20 protein-coding genes are annotated in these 24,617 nt (G+C 32.4%); 14 read left to right on the forward strand and 6 right to left on the reverse strand.

What is annotated here, in order from left to right; all coding sequences use genetic code 11:
• Nucleotides 1–125 precede the first annotated feature (125 nt).
• From QXW15_RS05430 to QXW15_RS05450, 5 genes are all read left to right on the forward strand, one after another.
• Complete coding sequence (locus QXW15_RS05430; RefSeq protein ID WP_048101122.1) at nt 126–1,274, forward strand: enolase C-terminal domain-like protein; 1,149 nt, start codon at nt 126–128, stop codon at nt 1,272–1,274.
• Nucleotides 1,275–1,420: 146 nt separating this feature from the next.
• Nucleotides 1,421–2,176: a hypothetical protein gene (locus tag QXW15_RS05435; RefSeq protein ID WP_048101121.1), complete on the forward strand. Its 756-nt coding sequence runs from the start codon at nt 1,421–1,423 to the stop codon at nt 2,174–2,176.
• Nucleotides 2,177–2,365: 189 nt separating this feature from the next.
• Complete coding sequence (locus QXW15_RS05440) at nt 2,366–3,742, forward strand: MFS transporter (protein ID WP_048101120.1); 1,377 nt, start codon at nt 2,366–2,368, stop codon at nt 3,740–3,742.
• Between the two features lie 58 nt (nt 3,743–3,800).
• Nucleotides 3,801–4,256, forward strand: a complete 456-nt coding sequence (locus QXW15_RS05445; protein ID WP_048101119.1) for an HAD-IIIA family hydrolase — start codon at nt 3,801–3,803, stop codon at nt 4,254–4,256.
• A 124-nt stretch (nt 4,257–4,380) separates the two neighbouring features.
• Nucleotides 4,381–5,820 (forward strand): cytosine permease, encoded by a 1,440-nt coding sequence (locus QXW15_RS05450; protein ID WP_342790094.1) that lies wholly within the window; start codon nt 4,381–4,383, stop codon nt 5,818–5,820.
• 51 nt (nt 5,821–5,871) lie between these two features.
• Here QXW15_RS05450 and QXW15_RS05455 read toward each other — a convergent pair whose 3' ends face one another.
• Nucleotides 5,872–7,263 (reverse strand): APC family permease, encoded by a 1,392-nt coding sequence (locus QXW15_RS05455; RefSeq protein WP_048101118.1) that lies wholly within the window; start codon nt 7,261–7,263, stop codon nt 5,872–5,874.
• A 361-nt stretch (nt 7,264–7,624) separates the two neighbouring features.
• Between QXW15_RS05455 and QXW15_RS05460 the strand changes: the two genes are divergently transcribed.
• From QXW15_RS05460 to QXW15_RS05475, 4 genes are read left to right on the forward strand one after another with little or no spacing between them, the layout of a single operon-like run.
• A complete protein-coding gene (locus tag QXW15_RS05460; protein ID WP_048101117.1) occupies nt 7,625–8,920 on the forward strand; it encodes an MFS transporter in 1,296 nt (431 codons plus the stop codon).
• A 54-nt stretch (nt 8,921–8,974) separates the two neighbouring features.
• Nucleotides 8,975–9,760, forward strand: a complete 786-nt coding sequence (locus QXW15_RS05465; RefSeq protein ID WP_287950417.1) for a glycosyltransferase family A protein — start codon at nt 8,975–8,977, stop codon at nt 9,758–9,760.
• 49 nt (nt 9,761–9,809) lie between these two features.
• Nucleotides 9,810–11,144 carry an MFS transporter gene (locus QXW15_RS05470; protein WP_342790095.1) on the forward strand — a complete coding sequence of 445 codons (1,335 nt, stop codon included), beginning with the start codon at nt 9,810–9,812 and terminating at the stop codon, nt 11,142–11,144.
• Nucleotides 11,145–11,173: 29 nt separating this feature from the next.
• On the forward strand, nt 11,174–12,937 hold the full coding sequence (locus QXW15_RS05475) for a S9 family peptidase (RefSeq protein WP_342790096.1): 1,764 nt from the start codon (nt 11,174–11,176) through the stop codon (nt 12,935–12,937).
• Between the two features lies 1 nt (nt 12,938).
• Here the strand turns inward: QXW15_RS05475 and QXW15_RS05480 are convergent, their stop codons facing one another.
• Complete coding sequence (locus tag QXW15_RS05480) at nt 12,939–14,267, reverse strand: MFS transporter (RefSeq protein ID WP_048101113.1); 1,329 nt, start codon at nt 14,265–14,267, stop codon at nt 12,939–12,941.
• A 522-nt stretch (nt 14,268–14,789) separates the two neighbouring features.
• On the opposite strand from QXW15_RS05480, the gene QXW15_RS05485 reads away from it, so the two are divergent.
• Both QXW15_RS05485 and QXW15_RS05490 read left to right on the forward strand, forming a co-directional pair.
• Nucleotides 14,790–16,286: a sugar porter family MFS transporter gene (locus QXW15_RS05485; RefSeq protein WP_048101112.1), complete on the forward strand. Its 1,497-nt coding sequence runs from the start codon at nt 14,790–14,792 to the stop codon at nt 16,284–16,286.
• A 454-nt stretch (nt 16,287–16,740) separates the two neighbouring features.
• On the forward strand, nt 16,741–17,100 hold the full coding sequence (locus tag QXW15_RS05490; protein WP_156318705.1) for a hypothetical protein: 360 nt from the start codon (nt 16,741–16,743) through the stop codon (nt 17,098–17,100).
• Nucleotides 17,101–17,110: 10 nt separating this feature from the next.
• Here the strand turns inward: QXW15_RS05490 and QXW15_RS05495 are convergent, their stop codons facing one another.
• From QXW15_RS05495 to lysA, 3 genes are read right to left on the reverse strand one after another with little or no spacing between them, the layout of a single operon-like run.
• Nucleotides 17,111–17,455, reverse strand: a complete 345-nt coding sequence (locus QXW15_RS05495; RefSeq protein WP_055040734.1) for a Rieske (2Fe-2S) protein — start codon at nt 17,453–17,455, stop codon at nt 17,111–17,113.
• 41 nt (nt 17,456–17,496) lie between these two features.
• Nucleotides 17,497–19,284 (reverse strand): APC family permease, encoded by a 1,788-nt coding sequence (locus tag QXW15_RS05500; protein WP_055040969.1) that lies wholly within the window; start codon nt 19,282–19,284, stop codon nt 17,497–17,499.
• A 44-nt stretch (nt 19,285–19,328) separates the two neighbouring features.
• Nucleotides 19,329–20,576: a diaminopimelate decarboxylase gene (gene lysA, locus QXW15_RS05505; protein WP_054963861.1), complete on the reverse strand. Its 1,248-nt coding sequence runs from the start codon at nt 20,574–20,576 to the stop codon at nt 19,329–19,331.
• A gap of 128 nt (nt 20,577–20,704) precedes the next feature.
• Between lysA and QXW15_RS05510 the strand changes: the two genes are divergently transcribed.
• Nucleotides 20,705–22,453, forward strand: coding sequence for a molybdopterin molybdotransferase MoeA (locus QXW15_RS05510; protein WP_055040812.1), 1,749 nt, complete (start codon nt 20,705–20,707; stop codon nt 22,451–22,453).
• A gap of 10 nt (nt 22,454–22,463) precedes the next feature.
• Here the strand turns inward: QXW15_RS05510 and QXW15_RS05515 are convergent, their stop codons facing one another.
• Nucleotides 22,464–23,039: a winged helix-turn-helix domain-containing protein gene (locus QXW15_RS05515; protein ID WP_054964567.1), complete on the reverse strand. Its 576-nt coding sequence runs from the start codon at nt 23,037–23,039 to the stop codon at nt 22,464–22,466.
• 50 nt (nt 23,040–23,089) lie between these two features.
• Here QXW15_RS05515 and QXW15_RS05520 point away from each other — a divergent pair, with 50 nt between their 5' ends.
• Together QXW15_RS05520 and QXW15_RS05525 are read left to right on the forward strand one after the other, a co-directional pair.
• On the forward strand, nt 23,090–24,298 hold the full coding sequence (locus tag QXW15_RS05520; protein WP_055032555.1) for an MFS transporter: 1,209 nt from the start codon (nt 23,090–23,092) through the stop codon (nt 24,296–24,298).
• Between the two features lie 66 nt (nt 24,299–24,364).
• A partial coding sequence (locus tag QXW15_RS05525) for a hypothetical protein (protein ID WP_342790097.1) occupies nt 24,365–24,617 on the forward strand: 253 nt, incomplete at its 3' end.

The raw sequence follows: 24,617 nt of genomic DNA on the forward strand, positions 1-24,617 counted from the left end.
TTATTCCGATTTTGGAATATTCCGGATATGTGTTTATCTTGAATTAAATACGATATACAGAGTTTATTAGCAACTTCGGAAATTTCCGGATAATATTTTAATAAAAACCCAGATATTTATAGAATATGAAAATAGAATCATTGAGAGTTATAAATATAATGGAAGTTAAGCAACCTCTGTTCCCATATGTAAAACCTACAGATTATTACATAGATTTCATTGGTGATGAATCCCCGACAGATGCTGCTATGATAAATAAAATATATACACTTGAAATGAAATCTGGAGATATAATTTCATATTACAATACTACAGAGATCGTTGCAGATTTCATTAAGGCGATAGAATCCAAAATTATTGGGCTTGATCTTGAGGATATTTCCATGGCATGGGATTACATGTACAGATACACACTGCCGGTTGGACGCGGAGGTATTGCAATGCATGCAATAAGTGCAATTAACTTGTTAATGTACGATATATATGCAAAATCTCTTGGCATTCCTGTGTACAGACTTATTGGCGGAAAGACAAGAAAAAAAATTGTGGCATACGCCAGCCATCTTCATCCAACAGATGTAAAAAATCTGCAGGATGAGGCCATATCTTATGTAAATGAGGGGTATAAAACCATGAAAATGAGGTTTCTGTATGGCCCATCCAAAATAGATGGTGTTGAAAAAAATATTGAGTTAGTTAAAATTATTAGAGATGCTGTTGGCTATAATGTTTCATTAGCTTGTGATTCCTGGATGTCGTGGAATTATAATTTTGCATTAAAAATGGCACAATCTCTAGAAAAATATGAAATAGCGTGGATGGAGGAACCGTTTCTCCCAGATGATTTTGAATCAATGAAATTATTATCAAAGAAAACTGATATACCAATATCAGAAGGAGAACATCATTATTATATATATGATGTAAAACACCTTCTAGATGCGGGTATAAGGATTATACAATGCGATACTGTTTGGGCAGGTGGAATTACTGCAATGAAAAAAATCGCTGCATTGGCAGAGGCATATGGTGCAGTAGTTATACCCCATACAGGAAATGTTTACAATCTTCACTTTATTGCTTCTGAACCTGAAAGCATCACACCTATGGCGGAATTTCTCACAAAATACAGGGAATGGATGGAACAGAACATTTCCGGGATTCCTTTTCCAAAAAATGGTTACTTTGAGCTAAACGAAAAGGCGGGATTTGGTATTGAATACTTACCAAAAAATCAAGTTAAATATGGAAAAAGTAAAGAAAATAAAAGTTGATAAATATCATATTTTATATTTTAAATTCATTTTTTAATAAATTATTTCGATTAGTTAAAAAATTAATAAAAATCACTTTTATATTAAACACATTGGAAATGTCAGGAATTAATTTTAATTTCTATAATTAAATATAAGTTATAAATATGAATGATGTATTTAATGTAATTATATTGAAAATTGGAGAATCTGAAGTTCCTGGGCCAGAAGTTTACAGGATGACTGAATGGAGGAAATGGGAAAGGCTTACTTTTCACATGGTTATTGCTTATAATGATGAAACAAATGTACTTATAAATACAGGAATGCCACTGGACTTAACCGAAAGGAACCATGAAATGGAAAAATTTGCGGGAGAAAGAGCATTATTTAAATCATACGATTCAATAAAAATTTTGGATTCAAGTAAATTCAAAACTGAAGATATTAAAAATATAGCATTTACACCCATGCAGGATTATACAACTGGAAGACTAGATGAATTTAAGAATGCTAGATATTTCATTTCTAGAAAGGGTTGGATTGAAGATATAATAACTCCTGGATATCACAATATAAAAAGGAATTTATTTATACCAGAAAAACAACTTAAATATCTTATATTTGATGCTTATTCTAGGATTCAATTTTATGAATCTGACATACCAGTAGAATTAATTCCAGGAATAACAGCAGTTTGGGTAGGCTGCCATCATAGATCATCCCAAGCGTTTATAATTAATACTAAAAAAGGTAAAATAGTATTTACAGATGCATCATTTAAGCCAAGAAATGTAAATGAAAATCTGCCAATAGGTATAGCAGAAAACATATTTGAATGCCATAAAGCATATAATTATTTAAGGAGATATAAAAACGTATTATCAGCTTATGACCCAGGAATAAGCGATAAAAAATTTTAATAAATTTATTTGTTTGTATTTAATTCATTTAGATAAATACCGTAAATTCCGTTTAATCATATTTTCTATATAATTACATTATAAGAAAAACCATTAATTTAAATAATATCATATATTATTTTTTATAGTATATGGAAAAGTTGGGAAATGAATATTTATATATATTGGAAATAAAACTTTAGTGAGTGTATGCCAGATATAAAAGATTTTGATAATGCAAGTTTAACTTCAACGCATAAACAGTGGACATTAATTGCATCTCTAGGTGATTTTCTTGATGCAGGAATGTTTGCGGGAACAGGAATTACGCTTGCAGCTATAGCAACATTGTTACATTTTAACACTATAGAAGAAGGACTGCCTGCATTTATAACATTAATAGCATGTGCTTTAGGAGCCTTATTTTTTGGGAGACTCGGTGATAAGTTTGGTAGAAAATATATTTATCAGGTGGACATGATAATATATGGTGTCTCATCAATACTTTTGTCTCTTACTGGTGTATTTCCGTCAAATTCCTTTAATATTATATGGGCCATGATTTTTTATGCTCTTGTAGGTCTAGCTGTAGGTGCTGATGTCCCAACGTCCTGGTCATTAATCTCAGAATTTTCTCCAAAAAATTACAGAGGCAGACTTATGAGTGTAACTACCGTAATGTGGTACGTCGGTGTTCTTGTTGAATTAGGATTTGCAATTGCACTTGTAAATTCTGGTATGATTCTATTTAGAACCATCTGGATAATGCTTGGACTTGTAGCCTTTCTTGCGTGGGCACTAAGAAGGCGTTTAACCGAATCTCCTAGGTTCGATATTTTAAAAGGAAGAACTGCAGATATAAATGAATCTGCAAAAAAATTAAATGTTAAAAGTAGATCTGATACAAAGGAAGAATACTCATCAAGAAAATATGCAGAATTATTCAAAAAATATGGTCCCTTTTTACTATTTTCCTGGTTTTTATATTTAATTTGGGGAATTCCAGCATCCACATACGGGGAATTCTTTCCGTATATATTTGATTCACTTCATCTTGTTAGTGCTAGAGTAACATTTGCATTTGAGGCCATATACTTTGCCAGTGCTATAGTCCCTGGCGTGCTAATATTTTATTATTTATCAGATAAACTCGGACGTGTACCATTATATCTTATAAGTGCTATTATGTCATCTATATCATTCTTTATGCTTGTCTATCCGCCATTTCTGAAAAATGTAGGGGTCCTCCTTTTGTCTTTTTTGTTATTTGGTATTGGTCAAGGGCTTGGAGTTTGGCCAACAACAAGATTACTTTCAATAGAACATTTCCCAACAAGCTTAAGAAATTCAGGACAGGGGTTTGTATGGTTTACAATGAGATTTGAAGCAGGAATTTTCGGCCTCTTTACACCTTTAATAGTTGGTACCTCTGGAATTCATGTAGATTATATTGGATATATAGGGGGTATTTTCTTCCTATTAGCCTTCATAATAGTTCTAATTCTTTATAGATTCCATCCTGAATATGTAAAAACAGAAAGAAAATCCTTGGATGAAACATCATATGATAATCCCATTGAGATTTAAATTTATTATATTTTTTTAAAAACAAAAATTTTTAACCATCTTCATATTCATATTTATTATGAAACCTGCAATATTCCTTGATAGGGACGGTACTATTAACTACGATGCAGGGTATACATATAAATTAGAAGATCTTAAAATATATGATGACATAATTCCAATACTTAAAAAGTATTATGATAGTGGCTATATAATAATTGTTATTTCAAATCAATCCGGTATTAACCGGGGATATTTCACAGTGAATGATATGAAAAAATTTAATGATGGAATAAAAAGAATTTTTATGGAGCATGGAATTGTTATATCGGATTTCTATTTTTGCCCCCACAAACCAGAAGAAAACTGTGAATGCAGAAAACCTAAAACAGGAATGGTGGAACAGGCTGTAAAAAAATACGGTATAGATCTTAAAAATTCTATTGTTATAGGTGATAGGGATGATATTGATGGTGAGCTTGCAAGGAATCTTGGAATAAAGTTTATAAAGGTTCATGGGTACAGTGCACCCTGATTTAATATATAATTTTAATGTAAAAATAATTTTGGTTTATTATATACTATATAGTATTTAATTAATATTATTATAATATTTAAAAATAATCTATGCTTAAATATTTTGGCTTACTATGGATTTTATGCCAAAACATTCTGATAATACAGTGGTTGAGGATGGTTTTGAGGTAATAGGTGTAAATCCCATACCAAAAAATGAGAGAAATATGTCACCGTGGAAATTTTTTATATTTTGGGCAATGGCAAGTGGTGCCGCACTTGTTCCAATTGCTGGTAAGGAATTATATAATATGGGCCTTATTTATGCAATTATTGCAATTGTTATTGCCCTTCTTATAGGACTCATACCTGCGGGTTTGATCTCAGATATGGGCCGGCAGATACCGGTACCATCTCTTGTTGTTGCAAGAAAGACCTACGGGTATATGACCTCTGGAGCATATTCACTAATATTCACATTTTTAAATCTTGGTTATTTTGGCCTTAATGATAGTGTTGGTGCCGTAATATTAAGCAGCCTTACACATTCTCCAATTTTATACTGGTACATTATTATGGGGGCAATACAGATATTACTGGTACTTCTTGGTGCAAAATGGCTTGAATATTTCTTTAGGTACACAGCACCGCTTCTTGTAATTAGCTTTGGTATTTTAACATATTTTCTATTCACAACGTATACAATCAATGTTTCTAATCTTTTAAATCCTATCGGTAAGTATACATGGGGAGGTGCGCTGGATTTTCTACTGGGATTTTCAATACTTGCATGGACATATAAGATCTCGACACAATCAAGATTTGGCAGGCCATTTTCTGGTAAAGAAAACAAAAAAACAAGGGCTGGATATTTTGTTGCGAGCCCCCTGGGAATTATGCTACCTGTTTTGCTGATGGGCATTGTTGGATTTTTTGGCAATAGTTTAAATCCTGGAAGTGGATGGAATATTGCAGTACTATCTTTTCCCGGTGTATCCGGAACAGACAGAATTATAATAATCATCGCGGCCATTCTTCTGGCATTATCATTGATACACCCAAATGCAATGAATCTTTATCCCGCAACTGCTGATTTATTAACATCAATACAGCCATTATTTGGTAAGAGTGTGCATGAAAAATGGGCACAGCCTGTCGCAACACTGCTCCTTGGAATTGGCGGTATAATACTGGCCATAGAGGGCATCCTCGCCCGTATATCCGGATTCATAGACATTCTCGAGGCAATTATATTTCCATTTACATTCATACTCATTTTTGACTGGTTCAAAAATTTAAGGCATACAACAAGAATAGGTGACTATTATAAAATACCAAGAAATATAAAAAATAATATTAAATTTGCGTCCCTTATACCAGCATTTATAGGCACTGTGATAGCCATATTTGGAATAGGCCCCTATGATTACATATTTGCCTATTTCCCAAAGGCACTCTTTGGATCGTTTATTGGACTTTTATTGTATATTGTCATATATTACATTAGACCAGAGAGGGTTCAATTGTCTGAAAAACAGAATGACTATGATAGATTTAATATGGAGGCTGAGGATTCACAGTAATTTTTAAAAATAAATAAAAATAATCTTTTGATTTTTTTAATTAATAATTTTTTATTTAACCTCTGCAACCTTTTCAATTTTCTGGGATGAAAATTTTTTAAGTATTATTATTAATATAAGGCCAATTAAAATCCATACACCAACCATATATGCAGGAAGGTTTAATGGAAATGCAGGAACAGGATATACAGTGCTGAATATTGCAAATCCAATAAATATTATTGCTATTGCCGGAATAATTAAATCAGCAAATATATGGAATTCCTTCTCCCTTTTGGTGTATACAGGAAGGCTCAATGTTGCTATTGCATGCTGTAACATGAATGCTATTGATGCCGCACCCTCTATGACCAGTGCACCTATAAATGGTCCAAATATTAATCCGGAAATAAGTGCAATAATAAATGAAAAAACTGCAGTTGTAAGTATTGCCTTATAAGGCGTACCATATTTTTTATGCGTTTCACTTAGATATGATGGTAATATATTGCTATCCCTGGATAAATAATAGAGCATCCTTGTTAAAGAATTATTAATGGCTATGCCAAAATCAAGAAAACTGTTTAATACTATTGCGGCAAAGAGCCATCCACCAAAGGGCCCCAGAAATGTAAAATATTCTATAAGGCCTGGATCAGGCGATGACCCAAAGGATGATATATTATTTAATCCCCACCCAACAGTTAGTGCATATGCATTAAGCGCCAGTGGGATAACAACAATTAGCCATCCATATAGAATTGCCTTTTTAATCAATCTTTTAGGCTCCCTGGATTCCTCACCAAGGGCAATAACAGACCCGCTGCCACCGTATGAATAAAGACCAAATAATAATCCAAGACCTATAATAGAAAAATCATTTCCCACAGGTTTTGCTGTGAACACGGTTAATGTGTTTCCAGTACCAACCTTTATTATTATAATTATTGCACCTATGGTCAAAACAAGTGTCTCAATAATTCCCGTGTACACAGCATAATTTAATGATACCCTCACACCACGATAAACAAATACAGTTGTAAATATTAGGGGTATTAGCATAATTGGTATCCATATATATGTAATTGACGAAATTTTTGGGGATATTAGAAAAATAAATGCAGCAAATGATAAAAGAGCAAATCCGGTATATGTCAAGAACTCATTAAAGAAGAACAACCATCCAGTTAAATCTCCGGCCGTTTTGCCAAGACCTGCCCTGGAAAATGCAGAATATCCGCCGGAGCTGGAGATTTTACCAGAAAACTGATAATTTGTGTTTAACCATAAGAGCACTATTAATGGTGCGAGCAAAAAAACCAGCGGTGTGCTGCCCTCTGCAACCAGTGCGGTTCCTGTTATAAGTATTGCAACCTCTGCGGCCGGGGCAACATGGCTGAAACTCTGGAAAATATCGTGCCACAATCCCACCTGATCCGGTTTTAAACTTCTGTCAGAATTCATGGCAGAATAAATATTTTGGTATAATAAACCTTTCCAGCTGTTTATATTACAAAATTTGACTTTTTATAAACATAATATTTTATTTTGTCGTAAAATAATTAAAATTTTACACAAAAATTCAGGGATATTTGGTTTGATTCCAGATTTATGATAATTATTTATAAAAAATATTTTAGGCAGGCCTTATTTTAGGCATTTTTTATTGCCATATGATCTCTAAAATTTATCGTCAATTGCTTAATTTTCATTTTTTTCCAGGCACTTAATTTTATATATGATTAAAAATTACGTTTAATATATAATTAAGGGCTTTTTTGTACTTTAAATCCTCGTATGGATTTAAAAATTTGGAGGTGTGAGAATGGCTTTTGATGCAATCGACAATTCGAGGATTAATAAGAATGGAATTAAATTATTTGCCCTGGCATCCACAGGTCTGTTTCTTGACGGTTATGACCTGTCCATAATTACCATGGCTGCCCTTGTTTTACCGGCACAGCTTCATCTCAGTGAACTTGAGTACATACTAATAGACATATCATCCTTTGCCGGAATGCTGGCTGGTGCACCGCTGCTAGGCATTTTATCAGACCGTATTGGAAGAAAAAAGATATTTGGCATAGACCTTATATTCTTTGTATTATTTGCAATTACAGCGGGGCTCTCAACAAATTTTATTGAGTTGTTTTTATCAAGGCTTCTTATGGGATTCGGCATTGGGGGTGATTATCCAATAAGCTCCACAATGATGTCTGAATTTTCACCAAAAAAAACCAGGGGAAAGCTTCTAATAACAATGGTTGGAATGTACTGGGTTGGGGCATTTGTTTCAGCAGCCGCCAATTACTTCTTCGTAATTTACTACGATTTCTGGAGATATACATTTATTCTGGGTGGATTAATGGCAGTGCCAATAATACTATTAAGGCTAAGTGTACCTGAATCACCAAGGTGGCTGGCATCTCACGGAAAAATAGAGGATGCGGAATATTCTGAGATTGAAATAGCCGGCAGATCGGATAATCTTAAAAATTCGGAATATAAAATAAAAACAAAATACGGCAAAACCTTTATTTTTGTAATACTTGCATGGTTTATATTTGATGTTGCTGCATATGGCATAGGATTTTATTATCCAGTAATATTCAGCACACTGGGATTTAAGCATCAGTTTAGATCAATAGCAGAGGCAAGCATGCTGATATCAATTGGTGGCATACTGGGATATATAATAGCAATGCCACTTGCAGACCGGCTTGGAAGAAGATTCCTTACAATTTCAGGTTTTTTCATAATGTCATTGCTTTTAATTCTTGGGAGCATCATTAAAATTTCAGGCCTTTATACAGTACCCTTCTTTTTCATATTTGTACTATTTGAGCAGTGGGTTGGGGCTGTAACATTATTTTATCCCACAGAATTATTTGATACTACTGTTAGGTCAACCATACAGGGCATTGCAACAGCAGTGTCAAGAGTTGGTGCCATAATGGGTATTGTCCTATTTCCATTATTTCCTGTATTCCATTCATTGTCAATATTTGCCGGATTTTCAGTTTTTGGGCTGATAATAGCAATCATTATGGCACCAGAAACAAATAAGAATTCCCTTGAAAAAAACGTTGAAACCTATACCGCTGCAAATATAAATAAATAACTATATTTTTTTAGTATTACAGAATTTTAAAATAATAATCATTTATTTATGTTCATGCTCTATATCTATGGAACTGTCTTTAATAATGCATCCATTGTTGAAAGTTCCTTAAAATCTCTTGATAAAATTAAATGCAGGAAAAAATTTTTGATAGTTGATAATTTTTCAACAGATAATACTTATGAAATACTTATAAGACTTAAAAATATTTATGATATTGAAATTAGGAGGGTCAAATGCTCCAGGGGGATGGGAAGACAGCTTGCCATGGAAATGGCATATAATGAATCAGATGATATGGATATTTTTATGCAAGTTGACCTGGATACAATTTACAATGATAAATTTATAAGTCTTTTTAACAGTTTCCTTATAAATATTGATGATAATTCTGTTGCATTTAATTTTATTTGCAGAAAACGGGTTAATTTCAGCGTTCCATGGAGAGACCTTAATTACGGTGAGGATTTTGAAAGAATGGCAAGGTTCTTAAAAAATGGATACATTGTTTATAAGGTTCCAGAATATAATAAAATAGCAAATAACCAGCACGCAATTAAACGGGAAAGACGCTATGCTTCAGGATTAAAATATTTAAAAAGAATTTTTCATAATAATATTGATCTAATTAGAGGCTATGGTGTATCAAATTATAAACTCTTTAAGAAATTTTTTAAATCTGCAGGGTTTAAAAAAAGATCTTATATTTTTGTGTTCCTAATTTATTTATTTGTAAAAATCAGTGGACTTAAAATATATAATTATGGAGATTTCCTAAATAATGAGTATGTTAACAGCAACTCCCTGAATATATGCTCATATTTTAATTTTAAATTATAATTATAATGTTTTAAAAAAATTTATAATTTAATATAATATATCATTTTCAATGGAGAACAATGAGGTTTCACGTTACATATTAACCCATGATAATATAAAAAGCCTTTATATGGTCTTTATAGTTTCTGCAAGTGTTTTCCTTGATGTATGGGATCTCACCGCATTTTCATTTGTTTTAACCTTTTTTAAGGATACATTCCTGCCGTCCGGCATACTTCTTGGGCTTTCCGTCGCCGGAGCAAATATTGGAGCAATAATAGGTGCCATATTTGGTGGGTATTTAACTGATTATCTGGGCAGAAAAAAAATGCTTATTTATAATATGCTGGTTTTTATTATTTTTGCCATTCTTATAGCCGTTTCCACCAACTTGGTTGAGTTTATAGCATTCAGGATTATTATGGGATTCTCCATAGGGGCTGATGTGGCCACAGGCTTTTCATACATTTATGAATATATAAGCATGAAACAGAGAAATAAATTTTATTCGCTTTGGGCATATGCATTTTCAGTCGTTGCCCTTGTTGCGGTACTAACAGTATACCTGCTCTATACATATATAAACTCCAATATTATATGGAGATATATTTTCATAATGGGTGGTGTATTCGCCGCAATTATTTTGGTATTAAGAACATATTTAATGGAAACACCCTTATGGCTTTATTACAGCGGTAAAAATACCGATGCTGAAAAGGTTATTAAAAATGTTTATGGTGATGATATAAAGATAAAATCAACAGAAAAATTGCACAGGTCACTTAAGGATATAATCAAATTTTACAGGTCAGGAATCAACAGGGAAATAATATTCACATATTCCCTAAACTGCATAGTTGGTTTTATAGGCTGGGGGTTTTCATTTTATGTAACATACATGCTTGTAATATTGAGGATATACACATTTACATATATACTTGGCATTGATGGATTAATATATGCTGCCGGCTTTGCAGGCGCATTAATCTCACCATTTGTATCATCAAGATTTGGCATATATAAAAGCAGTGTCATACCATCATCGTTTGCAGGATTGTTACTGTTTATGCTTTTCATTGTTTTTTCTGGAAGGCTATACAGTATTCTTATAGTACCGTTTACCATGGGCATTATATTCCTTGATTACATGGGGCCAATGGCATATAATGCGGTGTTAAATTCATTTGTACCCTCAAAGATAAGGGGGATTGCCAATGGCCAGAATTACATGGTAAATAAAATAGTTGAGGCTGTAAGTGGATTTACATCAGGAATTCTTCTTGTGTATCTGGGATTAGGATACAATACACTGGTACTGGCATTGATTGTAACAGTTCTTATTGTTATAGCCATAATAACTGGAAAAACAGGCCATTTCATGGATAAAAATGCGGGATATAATTAAGATTTTATATTTTATAATTATCTCAGATAATGGAAGATTACAGCATTGAGAGACTTTTAAAATACAGGTTTATTTCAAATGTCAGAATATCCCCAAATGGGGATGAAATTGCATGTATTGCAACAAAAAGTTACAGGGAATATAAAAAAAAGAACCCTGAATCCACATTATTTATTTTTAAAAAAAATATGGAAATTAAAAGAAAAATAGATGGGCATGGCATTAAATCCTTTGAATATGCCAGTTCAGGCAGATCACTTTATGTTTGCGGGAATAATATTATTGTTCTGGATAACAATGGAATGGATATAAGTCTGAATTTTCCCGGGGAGATAGATACTGCAAAATGGTATGACGATTCCAGAATTATATTTACTGCAAAGGAAAAAAAGGTGAATGGTGAGGATGATGCATATTTCTTTGAAGACTCGGATTCATTTAATTCACTATATATTATTGACATGAATTCGGGAATAAAAAAAATAACAGAAAAACTAAACATCTGGGAATTTTCAGTTGACGGGAAAAATATCTATGCTATTGCCTCTGAATGCCCGCAGGAGAGCTGCTGGTATGCATCCAAGGTATATAAAATAGGTATTGATAGGGATATAAAAATTATTTATGATCCAGAATACAGACAGATAGGTAAAATTAGGGCATTCAATGACAATGTTGCATTTCTTGAATCTGTAATGAGTGACAGGGGTGTTGTATCAGGCGATATTATATTAATATCAGGAAATAAAACAAAAAATCTGACTGAAGATAGCGATTCAAGCTACTCACATATAGAATTTTTCAATAACAATATTTATGCCATGGAAAATCACATGTCAGAATTCAGGATAAAAAATATCGATACTGGAAGTATTTTATGGAGGGGCACCGGCATAGTTTATCCTGTTGTCTCACCGGAATTTTCAATATCATTAAATAAAATTGCACTGGTTTTTTCAGATACTGAAAATCCAGGAGAACTTTTATTTATCAATGGAGATGAAATCATTAAGTCTGAAATAAATAAAGAATTAAGGAATTCACCAAAATACGCAAATGAGCTTATTGAATGGGATTCAAATGGCATGAGGATATATGGATTTTTAAGATCACTCGGACCTGAAAAACCCTTAATAGTTTATATACATGGGGGTCCCACATCATTTTCATATCCTGCAATGATCGACCGCACAACAATGTACCTTGACAATGGATACTCTGTTTTCCTTCCAAATTACCGCGGAAGCATAGGCCTTGGAAGAAAGTATGCTGAGTCAAATCTTGGAGACCTTGGCGGGAATGATTTTGAGGACATAATAAATGGAATAAATTTCCTAAAATCCACCGGAAAAATTAAAACTGACAGAATATATATAACAGGAGGGTCATATGGAGGTTACATGTCTGCACTTGCCGTTGCAAAATCAAATATTTTTAGGGCATCTGTATCCCTGTATGGAATATCTGACTGGGTAAGCTTCCACGGAACATCAAACCTGCATCTATGGGATCAGATACACATGCATGAAGACCCTTATAAGTTCAATAAATACGATAAGTTCTCGGTTATAAGAATGAACAGTGATATAAAAACACCCATACTTTTAATGCATGGCATTGAGGATCCATATGTACCATATGGCCAGTACCTTGAATTTTACAGGTATTTAAAGGATAAAAACAAAAAAGTAAGGCTGCTGCTGTTTCCAAGGGAGGGCCATGGCTTCGGTGAAAAAATGCACATGATTCAGCAGTACAGGGAAACTTTAAAATTCTTTGATGAAAATATATAATTTAATTTTTAATGAATCTTTTATCTATATCCTCTAAAACCATCTTATTTGTTTCTGCCTTCCTGCCAAGCCAGAAAACAATAACAATAATTGCCAGAAAGCATATAACGGCGTATCCTATTAAAATTCCGGCTATTTTATAATATGTTAACAGAAGTGAACCACCAAATGTACCTATGATGCCAGCAAGCCTTATTCCGGCAATACTTATACCCTGGCCCAGGCCCCTAATCTTTGTTGGATATAACTCCGTGGAGAGTGAGTAAATTACTGGAATATAAAACGATTGCAGTATTCCACCAGAGGCCATTGCAGCTAGCATTAAATCGACATTGAAATAATATGATGAAAATACATACATGGCTATTAATGCAATCCCAAGACCTAGGGAACCTATTATAAGCATTTTTATCCTACCAAGCAAATCCATTAATTTAAATGCTATAATATTTCCTATTACAACTGGTGTGACCCAGGCAAATGAGGTAAATAACAGTGAATCACTTTTTGATATTTTTAAAGTACTTAACATAAGTGGCGTTAATTCCAGCATTCCACTTGGGGGTATATTTAAAAGCATGATTAGAAACAGCGGTATCGTTATTCCTAAAATATATGGTTTAAATAATTTTTCATCGCTTAAATTATACTTTTCATAATTATTTACATTATCCTCACTTAAACCTATTTCTTTTAGGGAGTTTTTGGCATCCTCTATTTTTCCCTTAATGGCAAAAAACCTTGGTGTTTCTGGAATTCTCGATCTTATCAATAATCCCAATAAAGGCGGTATTATCCCTATTATAAATAAAATTCTCCACTGAAGATCGCCAAGTGGAACCAGTAGGAATGCAACAAGATAGGATGCAAGAGCACCCAGATTTGCCAGTATCCAGAAAAAATCAAATGAAGACCCTCTTTTCCCGGGTTCCACAAACTCAGAGAGCAGGGTTATGGCCGGAACATAATCAGCACCAATTGCAAAGCCCACAACAAAACGGAATACCAAAAGATATATATAATTAGGTGCCAGACCTGATAAAAATTCAAAAACTATGAAAAGTATTAATGTTATTATAAATGTTTTTTTCCTTCCAAAGGCATCAGATAGGTATCCAAAAGATAGTGCACCAAAGAGACCACCAATAAATGTCATTGAACCGAGGAACCCAAATTCGGGTTTTGTTATATTCAGTGATGTGATTATGCTTGCAGATGTGCCACCGACGACACTAGTATCAAAAATGTCTGTAAACGCCCCAATTGCTGTTGCAACATATAAAAGCCTTAAAAATTTTGAGAATTTTTCACTATCAATGATTTTATCCATGATGGTGTATATCAATTATATATATAATACTAATTTAAGTATAAATATGATTTAATTTCATGAATATTTAAATACTATTTAAAAAAAATAAATAAGTTTATTAATAAATATTATACCATTTAAATAATTACTCCTGGTAACAAAACCATATTTAAATTCTATTAAAAAATACTGTATTAAAAGCATAAATATTATTATAAGAGTGATAACAAAGACTCCGGGTAATCCAGGAGCAAAAAATTATAGTTAATAAAATTCAGATTTTAAGTATATATGGATAAAATGTTGTTTTCCAAATTTTTCTTTCATATCATTTCTCTTAAAATTTATTAATGTAAAATAAAATAATATATTCACATTATAATGCTGTGATAGGATTCTCGAAATTATAGCAGGATAATTTATTAATTTTTAATAAATATTATGAAATGATTTTATACTAATAAAATTATTTGCTAATAAATTAAGTAAATATTTACATGTAAATTTTATATTTTATATACTTATGTATATTTAAACATTATGCAAGCACACAATGGTGAGATAAATCCGGTAATTGAGCAATTAAATAGACCTAGCCATCTGAACAAGTTTTATTGGACACTTGTTTTAATGGCCACTATAGGAGGGTTTTTATATGGGTATGATCAATCTGATATAGGTTCTGTTCTAATATTTATTCCATATTATATTCATGCATCTCCTTTCGTTGTTGGTTATATTGCCTCTGGGGCATTATTAGGTGCCGCATTTGGAGCATTAATAGCATCCTTCATTACAGATAAACTTGGTAGAAAATTTCTGCTATTAACTGATATAGTAATTTATATAGTTGGTGCTCTTCTATCAGCACTAACAATAAACGTTATAATGCTTATGGTTGCAAGAACATTCATCGGTATTGCTATCGGTGCCGATTCTGCAGTTGCAACTGCATATATAGCTGAATTTGCTCCCAGAAAACATCGTGGTAAGCTTGGAATCATGCAACAATATATGATAGTTATAGGAATTTTTGCATCGTTTATTGTTGCAATGCTCATGTTTCTATACCTACCAAAATTAGCTTATAATGTGGATTGGAGAATTATACTCAGCCTTGCTATAATTCCGGCATTAATAGCCTTAATTTTCAGATTTAAAATACCGGAATCACCAAGATGGCTAATATTAAAGAAAAAATATGAAAAGGTAAAGAAAGATCTTTTAAAATTTGGGATACAGGCAACAGATTCGGATTTAAACGAGGCATATAATTACCTGTATAGTTTAACGAAAAATAGAAATAAGGAAACAAAAGGCGTCAAGAGAGCCTTTTTTGTTAGTGCGTTGATGGGATTATTTATTATAGCCAATGGTGTGAATATACCATTAATTTATGGCCCTTACATAATTTCAAGCCTTCACATATTCCCCTCAGTAAGCAATAAAGCTATAGCAAATGCCTATGCTATAGGAGCAACTGCGATACTGAGTGCAGTTATGGTTGCCTCAACATTTCTTGGTTTTAAATTTATAGATATTGCTGGAAGAAGATTTTTAGCATTATTAGGATTTGCAGGTATGGCTGTATCTGATATAGTTGGTGGAATATTATACATAGAAAATTATCCAATAGGTCTATTAATGGGGCTTGCATTTTATCTCATATTTTTTGGCATAGGCGGTGGTGGAATAGCGTTTTTAATACAGGGAGAATATTTCCCAACACATAAGAGGGTCAAATTTGCAGCGCTGGCTGTTTTTGTGGAATGGATGACCAGTTTTACAGTTGATGAAATTTTTCCATATATGGACTCAGTTTTACATCTGGGGTATTCCGTTATAGTCTTTGGAATAATATCTATTATTGCCTATACAATATTTTATTTCACTATGCCAGAAACTAAAAATATAACAGTTGAAAAAATAGTAGAAATATTTGAAAATAATACATTAATAAATCTGGGAAAAATTAGAAGTTACAATAAACACGGCGAGGAACTTAAAGATAATGAAAGCATGGAGGTGGAAGAATAAAAAAGAGTTATATGTCTTTAAATTTTTATCTTATTGTAAATATAATATTTTATATATAATATTGTAAACAACACTAAAATTGTATTAATGGATATCAACACTTAAATATTTAAAAATATAAAAGTTAGGTGGATATATTTAATACCTAAATATTTAGAAGATTAAAAACAATGTAAGATATTTAATAAAAATAGCTTAATTTCATTCATTATATTTTTAACTGCAAATATTTATCTAACGATTTTTATCAGATATATATTGTTTAAAGAAATTATTAAATAGAAATTAAATGTTTTATTTATATAAAAAGGTCTAAAAATATTTTGATGCCATTAATAATTTTTATTTAATATTGGATTCACATAAATCGACTATTTTAATTAAAGTTACCAATTTTGAAATAAATAAGTCTTTTAGATGAAAAATAATATATGTGTTTTGCATTATTTTAGTTATGGCAGATGAAGATAGTATGGCACGGCTTGAATCTGAGGCCGCATTGATCTATTCATCACTATTTTTAGTTGTGCTTATCCTGATGCTTTATGGCATATTTGTGGGTACACTATTTAAAACCATATTTATGTCTTCCATGGGACATGTATTTATAATTATAATGCTGATTATGACGTTAATAACTGCACTTGAAATAATACATATTTATAGAATATATAAATGCATAAGATGTTATGATATACAACGGGCCAAAAAATTGAATTCAACAATTTTCGCCATTACCGGGATGATATTTTCAGGTTTAATTACCGGTATTATATTGATGCTGCTTAATGATTCACTGAAGTTAAATAATTAAAATTTATGTGTTATAAGTCTATCTTTATTTTCCCATCCTCTATTTTAACGTTATAAGATTTAAGGTCAGAGGCTTCCTTTCTTGTCATGGCTCTTACAAACCCGCCGACATTTTTTACAACCTTACCGGTTTTTAGATCAAACTGTGCATGATGCTTTGGGCATATGACAATGCCATTTTCTTTTTTACCTTTAGAAAGGTCACCGCCCATGTGCGTGCATATTGAATCTATTGAATAAATATTTCCATCCACATTTGATATTAACATTTTCTTTCCATTTACCTCAAATGCCTTTGATTCCCCAGCCTTCAATTCACTTTCATCTGCAACTTCAGTCCATGCCATTTTAATCATAAGTATAAATAAATTTATATTTATAAAATTTTTTATAATATTTATTCATCGGTTGCACCATTAGCAGCCTGGTAGTCCTTTAGTTTTTGGGTATGATATCCTGTATTTGTTGCAACAAAATATATGGCAAGGCTTAATATTGCAAATATTATATAGTCATAAGGATATATTATATAATTTATGCCAAGTGAACCATAGTATGACATTATCCCAAGTATTATATTATATGATACAACCCATATTGATGCTTTTAATGCGCGATGTGCAGTTTTACCTGAAATTATGTAGAGACTAAGTGGTGTTAATATTGTAACAATTGCATAAATTGAAAAGTACATATAGAATGGTAACAGTGAAAGCGCATAAATGACTCCTATGAAGATAAAAATTATCCAGTATATAATAGAGTAAACAATTGCAGTTTTAAGTGATATACTGAATGTCCGTCTGCCATATGGGCTTAAAAGGAATAATGGTAATCCACCGCTAACTATTAAAAGCAGCAAGCTTACTATGCTCCATCCTGAAAAATAAACAAGGAGTGAGGCTATGACAAATCCTATTGGTGCCATAATGCCCAGGAAAGGTGTTTTGAATTCTCTGTGTATCTCTGGTGCAGTCTTTCTTAGGGATGTGTTTGTTATGCCTGCAGCAAGATAGGCATAAACTGTAAATGAAGAATTTATTCCAACAAGTGCATACCAGCTTGGGAACGGCAGCAAAAATAATGCACCGATAATAAATGTTATAAGTAATGATACCCAAGGTGTTCTAAATTTTGGATGCAATCTTCCGAAGATATTTGGAAAATAATCAATTTTATTCATACCGTATAATGACCTTGCGGATGAACCAACATAAACTCCAAGTGTGGACGCAGATGATATTACTGCCACTATAATTAGGAATATTGAGAATCCAACAAGGAAATAAACACCTGTTGAATTAAATGCATAATAGAATGGATTTGCAGACCATGTTGATGTCAGCAGCTGGCTCCAGTCACCAGGTGGTACTCCTGCGGCTGACCAGTTTATGGATGCAATAAAAACAATCTGAAGTAATATATATGTGGCCATTGCGGCAAGCATTGCGGAAATCATGCCAATTGGCACGGATTTCCTAGGATTCTTTGTTTCCCCAGCGTAATCAAGACCCTGCCTGAAACCCTCATATGAAAATATTACGCCTGCAGGAACCATTGCAGCAAATATGGATGAACTGCCATATGGCAAAAATCCATGTGGCATATTAAAGAAGTTTTTTGGGTGGAATATAAATGCCACAATCATTATTATTGTTAATATAATAGCTGCCATTTTAAACCATGTCATTACAGCATTGGATTTACCAAAAACATTTACACCTATATACTGTATTAATATAAATATGCCAAGTAACGCCAGTGCAAAAATAACACCAAGCGGGGTTAACAGGGAAATAGATGAATTATAAAGATCCGGAACATAACTGCTGATAAAACTTGTTAGTGCGGCGGCCTCAACAGGAGGCGTGGCTATGGCTCCAATTGTATAGGCCCAGCCAAGGTAAAAATTGCTTACAGGGCCATGGGAAAATTCATTGAATCTTACAAGCGAGCCGGTATATGGAAACATTGTACCAAGCTCACTGAATACCAGGGCAAGGACAATAAAAAAGAGTCCTGCAACAACCCATGTTATTATGGATGCAGGACCCGCGTATGCTGGGCCGGCCAGTACTCCAAGCAACCAGCCTGATCCAACCATGCCAGTGAAACTTATTAAAAATATATCAACTGATGATAGCGATTTTCGTAATTTGGGTGCATTTTTCATATTAGAATTCATTATTGGTTAACTCTCCATGATATTTATATTTTTTTTGAAGCGTGCTATGGATAAAAAGTTTTTAGCATATCATCAACCGACTCTCTTTTTTTAATAAGCCTTAAATTTCCATCTAAAATAATGGCCTCGGCAGGTCTGGCCAGAAGATTATAGTTGGATGCCATGGACATTATATATGCACCTGCATTGGAAATTATAACAATATCCCCATCATTTACACTGGGAATTTTTATGTTCCTTGCAATATAATCAGTGTTTTCACATGCCTGCCCAACAATATCTGCACTGATTAATTTGCCGTCGCTGCATTTTCCGGCAATGTATATTTTATGGTATGCACCATATAAGGGTATTCTTATAAGTGTATTCATGCTTGCATCAGTGCCTATTATTGTATGCCCATAATTTTTTATTGATGTTATTCTTGAAATTAATATAGCGGAATCCGCAATTATATAGCGGCCGGGCTCTATAATAAGGTCTGAATTATTAAATATACAATTAAAATTCTCAAAATTTTCCAAAATATATCCAGCAGCTGCTTTTATATCAAAATCTGGATCATTATCACGGTATGGCACACCAAAACCACCGCCAAGGTCAAGATAATCAAATGAAATATCAAGTTTTTTTGAAATATTCGCTGCAATATTAAAAAAAATTCTACTGGATTCCTTAAAAAATTTGGCTGAGAGAACGTTGGAACCGGTCATCATATGTATGCCAAATCTTTTTGCCCCGTGATCCCGGGCATATTTATATGATTTTAATGCCTCATCGTATGATATGCCAAATTTTACATTTTCACCGGCGGTTGTTATCTCCTTAAATTCTCCCATCCCAATCCCCGGATTGATTCTAAATGAGACAAATTCCGGATTTAAATCCTGCACAAGTTTATACTGGCCAAGATGGTCATAATTTATTTTAATGCCATTATTTATTAAAAAGGCCAGACCTTCCCTATCAAGATTATTTGGGGTTGACACAACATCATTATTATTAAATCCCAGTTTTAATGCAAGCATGGCCTCATTTTGATTTGCTGCATCGATGCCACAGCCAAGGCTTTTTAACAAATTTAAAATGTATGGATTATAATTAGCCTTCATGGCAAAATGTATTGAAATATTATATGGCATAAAAGCATTTATTATTCTTTTAACATTTTCTCTTATTCTTTTTTCTGAATAAAGTATTAACGGTGTTCCAAAATCATTAACAGCATTATAAATATTAATACCGGAAAACTCTGTGCAGTTTTTTTCCAAACTAAAATCTGAATAAAGCATTATAACCAGTATTTTATCTCTTTAATTATTTTTTTGCATATAATTATGTTTTTAATATCATTTTTTCTGATACATTTAATAGTAAATATAATTTATGATAAAATTATACATTAAAACTGGTGATTTTTATGACATACATGTTTGATAATATTAAGGCCTTTGACGATGCATATGAAATAATCAAAAATAATATAAGAAAAATAAATGATTTTGAGTACGTATCTATATATGATGCCTTTGGAAGGATATGCCATGATGACATATACAGTGTAAATAATCTACCATTATTTTCAAGGTCACAGGTTGATGGTTATGCAGTAATAACATCTGACCTACAGAATGCAGACCGGGAGCACCCAGTAACACTTGAGCTTGCAGGTCAAACATATATCGGCAACCCGCCTGTAAATCATCCCGGAAATGGTAAATGCATGAAGGTCCCAACCGGAGCGGCAATACCAGTGGGCGCTGATGCCATGGTTCCCTTTGAGGATGCAGCAATAAATGGTAATATGGTAACTTTTAATGCACCCGTGGATAAATTTAATGAGATTTCCAATGCGGGACTGGATGTTATGAGGGGTGAGAGGCTTGCAGAAAAATTTAAGATGCTTGATGAACGGGATATTTCTGTAATAGCTGCAACAGGCCAGAATGTTATAAAGGTGTTCCGAAAAATAAACATAGGGATAATACCAACTGGAGATGAACTTATTAGACCTGGAGAAAATTATGTTGAGGGGAAAATTTTTGAATCCAATTCAATTGCAATTTATCAGGCATTAAAAAAATATAATTCATTTAACGTTAAAATTTATGATATTGTCAGGGATTCATATGAAGAACTTAAAAAGGTAATTAATGCATCAGTTACAGAAAATGATGTAACCATTACCATTGGAAGCACATCTGCAGGTGAAATGGACTATGTTTATAAAATTATAGGTGAATACAAGCCCGGAATTTTATTTCATGGCGTTAGGGTAAAGCCAGGAAAACCGGTTTTATTTGCCAAGGCAGGTGAAAGGGATATTTTTGGCCTGCCGGGATTTCCCGTCTCGTCCATAATGCTTCTTTATACAATGGTGCTGCCAAACATATTTTCAATGGTTAATTATAATTTTAAAAATTATAGCGTTAATGCCATTGCAGGAGAACCATTTGATCTTCATAGGGGAAATACAGATATATTACTTTTAAAACTGGTGAGACATAAGGGCTCATATTTTGCATACCAGGTCAGGGGCAATTCAGGGTCAATATCAAGAATAATGAGGGCAAATGGTTTTTCCACACATAATTCGGTTACCGGCACATTGCAGAAGGGAGATGGGATAAATGTAAATTTATTTGACCCGCACATACCTGAAATACTTATTGCAGGGCAGTATCTTCCAGATATGGAATTTATGCCATATGACTTAAAAATAAATTCAATCTTTGCTGAATTTACATACAATGATATAAGGGAATCAATGCTGAATAATGAGGCGGATGTGTATATTTCAAATTATAATGAGGACCTTTATAATGAAAATTATGATAAAATTACATTTTTAAAGAATTACGGTCTTTATTTTAATAAAAAGGATTATAAATATCTGGCTGTGCTTTATAAGGACTCTGGATTGTTTAATATATGCCATGATTACATTGAGGGCTCAAATATTATATTACTGGATAGGCCAGGGATGATACCGGACTATGTTTTTAATAAGAGATGCGATGCCGGAATTTCATACTCAGATTACTCTGAGATGTACAAAATACCATTTGAACCGCTGGGCAGGATAAGGTTTAATGTATATATAAATAAGACAGGCAACTATTATAAAATTCTTTTTGATTTTTTTAATTCAATTAAGGATAAAAATTAAATTTTTTATTTTATTTTAAAATATATTTACCCAGATTTGTGCTGGCAAATGGAAATATCAGAAAAAGAAAAATATTTTGCTCATCTCCATCAGGCAGTTCTCCAAGTATTTCTGTTATTTTTTCTGCCAGGATTTTGGCATTTTCATTTGAAAGGGACCCAAAGGTTGTTAGTATACTGTCAAAATTATTTTTAATATTTGTTATATCTTCATCAGTATAGGAATCTATTTCCACGGCAAGCACATTTAATAAAAGCGCCTGGGCCATAAAAAATGACTTTAGCATATCCTTAATTTCTTTATTTCCTAGCCTTAAAAGTTCTTCCACCATAATTTTTTGTGATACATTAAAAGCTTCTGTGTTTAATCTGTAATATTTTTCAACATAATTTTTTTTTACAATTACCTCCGGTGGCAGAACAAGATTTTCCTTTAGCATTTCTGAAATATTCTGATATAAATTTGACCTTGTTGTATTAATGTATCTGGCCATTTGTGTTACTGTCATTTTTTGATATTTAATAAGCAGCGTGATAATTTTTGTTTTAATTTCGCTCCTGAATGTATTTAATAGTTTATTGTACATAAACATAAATTTATATATAAGATATAAATTTACGTATAAGGATAATTTATATGTTACAAAATGATTTTTATCAAATTAATTATAAAAATTACATAAAATACCTAATTTCAAGAAATATTTCAAGATATTCAAATATAGCCTATTATATATATTTCATGTGGGAAATAGTTGATGAATATAAATCTATTTTTCTTGTTAGCCTTATACCTGCCTTCTCCTTTCTTGGATATATTATAATATCACTTCCAGAGGGACACATAATTGATAAATATGACAGAAAAAAAATTTTTATAATAACCAACATTTTAATGGTCTTTGTTTATTTATTGCTTTTAATCAATAAATCATTATTTTTTATATACGCTGTGGATTTCCTTTCATCACTCTTAATGTGGGTAATATCCGATGATTTTCGCGGTATCACAAAGGAGATAATTCCAGAAAATAGCATGGTAAAGGCGCAATCTCTTGATCAAACATCCTCAGGGCTGTTTACACTTGCCGGAACACTGTCCGGTGGTTTTTTCATATTTTTAGAAAGGCGCTATTTTTATTTATTCCTCATTGTTATTTCAGTTGTGGCTGTAATCATGATTTTGGGGAATCACCCTGCAAAAATATACAGTAATATTTCCATAAGTAATGGTTTTAATTACACCTTTAAGATCATTAAAAGTATTATTCCATTTCTATTATTTACAATGCTTTTAAATGGACTATTTGTTTCACTTGATGTATTTTCCTCAGCACTAATATATATAATATTGAGGGCACCTCCCATATATTATACTTTTTTCATAGCCGGCTTTCCCATGGGAATGCTTATTGGCGGAATAATTGCAATGAAAAAATTTACTGAAAAATCCGGTTTGCTTAAATTATTTGTTTTTGGCATAGGAGCAATATTTATTTTTATTGCATTAAACAGAATAGCAATACTTGACTCTGTTTTGGCAGTATTTCTTGGTATTATAATAGCATTTTTAAACGTCTATATTGAAACATTAATAATAAACAGTGTTCCAAATAGCATAACAGGAAAATTTAATTCCATAACAACTGTATTTTCCGGCGGTTCATCACCGGTAATGGCCGTTATTTTTGGTATTTTATCCGAATTTATTTTCTTTCCCTATATTATAATAATAACAGGTTTAATAATGATGGCATCCTCGTTCATGGTTAACAGAATATTCAACGGTTTTAAGGATAGAATGGATGGTATGAAAATCATTTATCCGGAATTGTTCAGGAATTAAAAAATATTTAACAAAATAATAAATGCAAAACCATAATTTATTAACATGTTTTTTATAATATGGTTAATGGCAGAGGACTTAATAGAGATCATATTAACGGCTGAAAAACCATCATGTGGTGTTTTAAAAAAACTTTCAACTGTTAATTTAAATGCAAGAATATTTCAGATAAATCCGGGAATAGAATGTACAAACCACCTAATGGGCATTGACCAGTATTCCAAAAATATGGAAAAACTTAGGGACGATAACATAACTGTTTATAAAAATCAAAAGGATAAAACATGGATGGAAACGCGAAGCTGCGAAATCTGCAGGT

The sequence above is a fragment of the Acidiplasma sp. genome, assembly GCF_038728925.1.
Classification (GTDB): Archaea; Thermoplasmatota; Thermoplasmata; order Thermoplasmatales; family Thermoplasmataceae; genus Acidiplasma; species Acidiplasma aeolicum.